The following is a 4,383-nucleotide window of genomic DNA, read 5'->3' as shown; positions in this document are numbered from 1 at the left end:
CTTGCACAATAACTTCATTTGAGTGTTTAACCACATGAAAAAACTGTTTTATCTTTGTTTAATCCTTTTTGGCATAACAGGTTGCAACATGACCACAACGTCCCCCCAAACCACGCCAACCGCACACAGCAACAACAAAAGTGCGGTTCAAAATCTACAGACACTATTCACCCTCAGCACGCAAGACCGCACTTTTGAAGGAAAACACTACCGCCTGTTTATCGCCACACCAAAACAGCACAAGAGCGCTAAAATTTTATATCTGCTCGACGGCAATGCCCATTTTCCGCTGGCATTGCAAATGATTGACCCCACCCTGCCGCTACCGACCATTATCGCCGTCGGCTATCCGACCACGGAGGCTTACGCCGTTGCCGAACGCACCAGAGATTACACCTTTGCCACGAGCGGAGCCGAATTTCAACAAGGTGGCGGCGCCGCAGACTTTTTACGTTTTTTCAGCGATGAACTGCAACCGCACTTTATAACGCAAGTTAGCCACAATACTGCCACGCCGGTGAAGCAAATCTTTTTCGGACATTCGTTTGGCGGTTTGTTCGGGCTGTTTAGCCTGTTTCAGCAACCACAGCGCTTTGATGAGTATGTTCTCGCCAGTCCATCACTTTGGTGGGGGGATGGGGCGGTTTTGCAACAGAAACCCACTGTTTTTCTAACTAAACCCAGATCAGTGACACTAACCTTAAGCGAATACGAACAAAATCCGAATGCCGACCCGCAGCGAGACCCGACACGACGAGCACGGATTTTACAGCGCCGCAAAGGATTGACTGTTGAACAATTGAATACTATTTTGCAACGAGACGGTATCAATAGCCGCTTTATCTTGATTGCCAACGCCAACCACGGCAGCTCCGCTACCCCGGCACTTGCCATTGCACTGCAAAAAGCACAACAAAAGTAAAACAGATTTGTTATAGTTTGGTGGTTATTCAGTAAAAAACAAAGTAAGGAAAGCAAAATGCAATATCGACAATTAGGCAACAGCGATCTGCAAGTCAGTGCAATCTGTTTGGGCACGATGACCTTTGGCGAACAAAACAGCGAGGCGGATGCCCACCAGCAACTGAATTATGCCGTATCGCAAGGTGTCAATTTTATTGATACCGCCGAAATGTATCCGGTGCCGGCGAATCACAGCACCTATGGCAAAACCGAGCAATTTATCGGCAGTTGGTTAGTAAAACAGCCGCGCCAGAATTTGATTCTTGCCAGCAAAATCGCAGGCCCTTCACGTGGCAATGATAATCAGCACTATATCCGTGGCGGTTCGCGCTTCAGCAAACAACAAATCTTCGCCGCCTGTGATGCCAGTCTGCAACGGCTGCAAACCGACTATTTGGATCTGTATCAACTGCACTGGCCGGAACGGCAAGTGAACTATTTCGGACAACTGGGGCTGAGTGCACTGAATGAAGCGGCAGATATTACCCCGTTGCAAGAAAGTCTGGAAGCGCTGCAAACCCTGCAACAGCAAGGCAAAATCCGCTATTTTGGTTTGTCGAATGAAACCCCGTGGGGCGTGATGGAGTGCTTGCGCCTGCACAAAATGCACGCTTTGCCGCAAGTGATGTCGGTGCAAAATCCGTATAATTTGCTGAACCGCAGCTACGAAGTCGGTCTCAGTGAAATTTCATTGCGTGAACAGGTCGGTTTGCTGGCGTATTCGCCGTTGGCATTCGGCATGTTAAGCGGCAAATACCGCCGCCAACCATGGCCACCAAGCGCACGGTTAACCCTGTTTGAACGCTTTAAACGCTACAACAAACCAAAAGCCTTTGAAGCAGTGGAACGTTATGCGGCGATTGCGGAACAAGCCGGCATCAGCCTGACCGCACTTTCACTCGCATTTGTTAATCAACAACACTTTGTCGCCAGCAATATTATCGGCGCCACCAACCTCGAACAGCTTGCCGAAAACATTGCCAGCATCAACGTGCGGTTAAGCGAAGAGACATTGGCGCAGATCAATGCGGTACATGCAGAAATCAGCAACCCGTGTCCATAGCTCAGCAACGTCTTATTCAGGCACACCACGCAACAGCGGATACTTGATAAAAGGCGCAACCGAGGTCGAAGCCGGTAAATCGTTAAACAGCAAAATAAACGGTTTCGGCGGAATCACTTTCTCATTGCGCCATAAGCTGCCCATGCCGACCAGTTGAATATCTTGCGGCAGATTGGCAATGCCCTGCTGTAGGACTCGAATCGTATTTTTGCGCGGGTGTCCGATCACAATGGCGGTGCCGTGTTTGCGGGCATATTGTAGCGATAGATTAAACTGGCGCTGCACATCGGCGTAGTCGTCGCTGTCGTCCAAGAAAATATGCCTATCCAAAGCCACTACGCCATTTTCTCGTGCTACTTTACTCGCCACACTGCTGCCGATGGTACGGCTGTCGAGGAAAAACAGTTTGTGCCGTTGCAACTGCTGCATTAAATGAGTCATCAACGTGCGGTCAGCGGTGGCAGCGCTACCCATGTGGTTGTTCAAACCAATGGCATACGGCACTTTTTGCCGTGCATACTCAATATTGTTTGCCACCTGTTCAGCGGACATGCCAAGCAGCAGGCCCTCTTTTTCCAGTTTCATCTTGGCTTTCGGCTGCATCGGCTGGTGAATCAAAATATCGCGCCCTTGTTGCTTTGCCTGTTTCGCTCGTGCCATCGCATTCGGCGCCGACGGAATAATCGCCACCGAAATCTCTTTCGGCAGGTTATAAATTTTCTGATCGTCGGCACGATAACCGATATCGTCGATCACAATCGCCAAACGTGCCGCAAAACCGCTGCCTGACAGCAGTAGAAAACAGCAAAGTGTGGTTTTGACCAACTGAAATTTCCCCATCACTTCACCCAATTTAGCGGATTGACCGGGTTGCCTTTGCGGCGGATTTCGAAATAGAGTGAGGATTTACCTTGTCCGCCGCTGCTGCCGACTTCGGCAATTTTCTGACCGCGCTTGACGAACTGTCCGTTTTGTACGCTCAAGCGCTGGTTGTAGCCGTACAAACTCATATCACCGGCACCGTGATCGACCACCACCATTAAACCGTAACCTTGCAGCCAATCGGCTAAAATCACCCGCCCATCGGCAATCGCTTGCACCGCTGCACCGTTGCTGCTGTTGATCACAATGCCTTTCCAGCGCAATTCACCCATTTGTACCGAGCCGAAACGATTGGCAATGCTGCCGCTGGTCGGCAAAGCGTATTGTTTTTTGCCTGCGCCCAAACCGCTGGTTTTGCGGGTCAGCTGTTTTTCGGTTTCGGTAGGCTGATACGGCTTATCACTCTTTTTCTCTTGTTCGGCTTTTTTCTTTTGATAGGCAGCAAGCTCTTGCTGTTCACGCTGTTTTGCGCGTTGCTCTGCCTGTGCGATAGAGCGCTTCAGGCTGTTTTCGTTCTCTTTTAGCACATCAAGCCGATTTTCACCTTGTTTAATCGAACGATCTAACTTATTTAGCGTCGATTTGCGCTCATTTTGTGTTTTTTGCAGTGAAGATTGTGATTGTTTCTGCTTATTCAGGATAGCCTGCTGTTGTTTCTGCTGCTGTTGCGCTTCGGCTTTTTGGTTTTCCAGACTGAGCTGGGTTTGTTTGATCGATTCGATCAACTCACTGCGAGTACGGTTGAACTGTTGATAATACGCATACATCCGATCGCTTTCTTGCGCTTTTTCTGACAGCATTTTTTCAATGACCGACGGATTCAAACCTGCTCGATAGGCTGAATCCAACTGCTCCGCCAATTTCTGTTTTTGTGTCGCCAGCTGCTTTTCCAAACGCGCAATTTGCCTGTCGGTTTCACGGATATTTTGCCGTAGACTACCAAGATCCTGCTCGGTTTTACGTAGTTCGCCCAACACAGTGTTGATACTGTTTTCTTGTTTTTTCAATTCTTGTTGCAAGCGGTTTTGCTCTTGGCGCTGCTGTACAAGCTGTTGTTGCTGCTGTTTAATTTGCTGTTGAATTTTAGACAGATCCTGCTGGTTGGCATGGCTTGATTCAGGATAACCCAGCAAAACAAATGCCAAAACAAGCGATAGACTCAGCGTCATCGCATATCTCAAAAAATCTCTAGCGTTGTTTACTCCCCGCACCGGCACGCGCTTTAACTCCCTTTTACCTTAATGCTAACAAAATTAATACATTTTAATCGCTTCTTTGCAAAAGATCAGCAATTCTCAGCAGAATATCAGCAAAGATCCGGATTAGCTATTTAAACTTCGGAAAATATTTGCTATAAATGCCACACAATTGATACCACATTTTTATTTTTAAAACCTAGGGTCTGTTGATCTTTGTTTATATTTTGAGTTGTTGTTTAAAATGAGCACAATCTAGGCGTAAGCCGAAATCAATAG

4 protein-coding genes are annotated in these 4,383 nt (G+C 48.0%); 2 read left to right on the top strand and 2 right to left on the bottom strand.

The window, feature by feature from the left end; translation table 11 throughout:
- The first annotated feature begins 88 nt into the window (after positions 1-88).
- Complete coding sequence (locus FHQ30_RS12855) at positions 89-922, top strand: alpha/beta hydrolase (protein ID WP_176552669.1); 834 nt, start codon at positions 89-91, stop codon at positions 920-922.
- 57 nt (positions 923-979) lie between these two features.
- Positions 980-2,026 (top strand): NADP(H)-dependent aldo-keto reductase, encoded by a 1,047-nt coding sequence (locus FHQ30_RS12850; protein ID WP_139611931.1) that lies wholly within the window; start codon positions 980-982, stop codon positions 2,024-2,026.
- Positions 2,027-2,038: 12 nt separating this feature from the next.
- Here FHQ30_RS12850 and FHQ30_RS12845 read toward each other — a convergent pair whose 3' ends face one another.
- Positions 2,039-2,866, bottom strand: coding sequence for a divergent polysaccharide deacetylase family protein (locus FHQ30_RS12845; protein WP_139611932.1), 828 nt, complete (start codon positions 2,864-2,866; stop codon positions 2,039-2,041).
- Positions 2,866-4,077, bottom strand: a complete 1,212-nt coding sequence (gene envC / locus FHQ30_RS12840) for a murein hydrolase activator EnvC (protein WP_139611933.1) — start codon at positions 4,075-4,077, stop codon at positions 2,866-2,868. Before envC ends, FHQ30_RS12845 begins: the two co-directional genes overlap by 1 nt.
- Positions 4,078-4,383: the final 306 nt, after the last annotated feature.

The organism is Testudinibacter sp. 'clade 2' (genome assembly GCF_006227735.1).
In the GTDB taxonomy this organism is placed as follows: domain Bacteria; phylum Pseudomonadota; class Gammaproteobacteria; order Enterobacterales; family Pasteurellaceae; genus Chelonobacter.
This window is presented reverse-complemented; position numbering and strand designations above follow the sequence as displayed.

Coding starts and splice junctions, on each gene's coding strand:
- FHQ30_RS12855 (WP_176552669.1), top strand. CDS start 89: ATGACCACAACGTCCCCCCAAACCACGCCAACCGCACACAGCAACAAC.
- envC (WP_139611933.1), bottom strand. CDS start 4,077: ATGACGCTGAGTCTATCGCTTGTTTTGGCATTTGTTTTGCTGGGTTAT.
- FHQ30_RS12850 (WP_139611931.1), top strand. CDS start 980: ATGCAATATCGACAATTAGGCAACAGCGATCTGCAAGTCAGTGCAATC.
- FHQ30_RS12845 (WP_139611932.1), bottom strand. CDS start 2,866: ATGGGGAAATTTCAGTTGGTCAAAACCACACTTTGCTGTTTTCTACTG.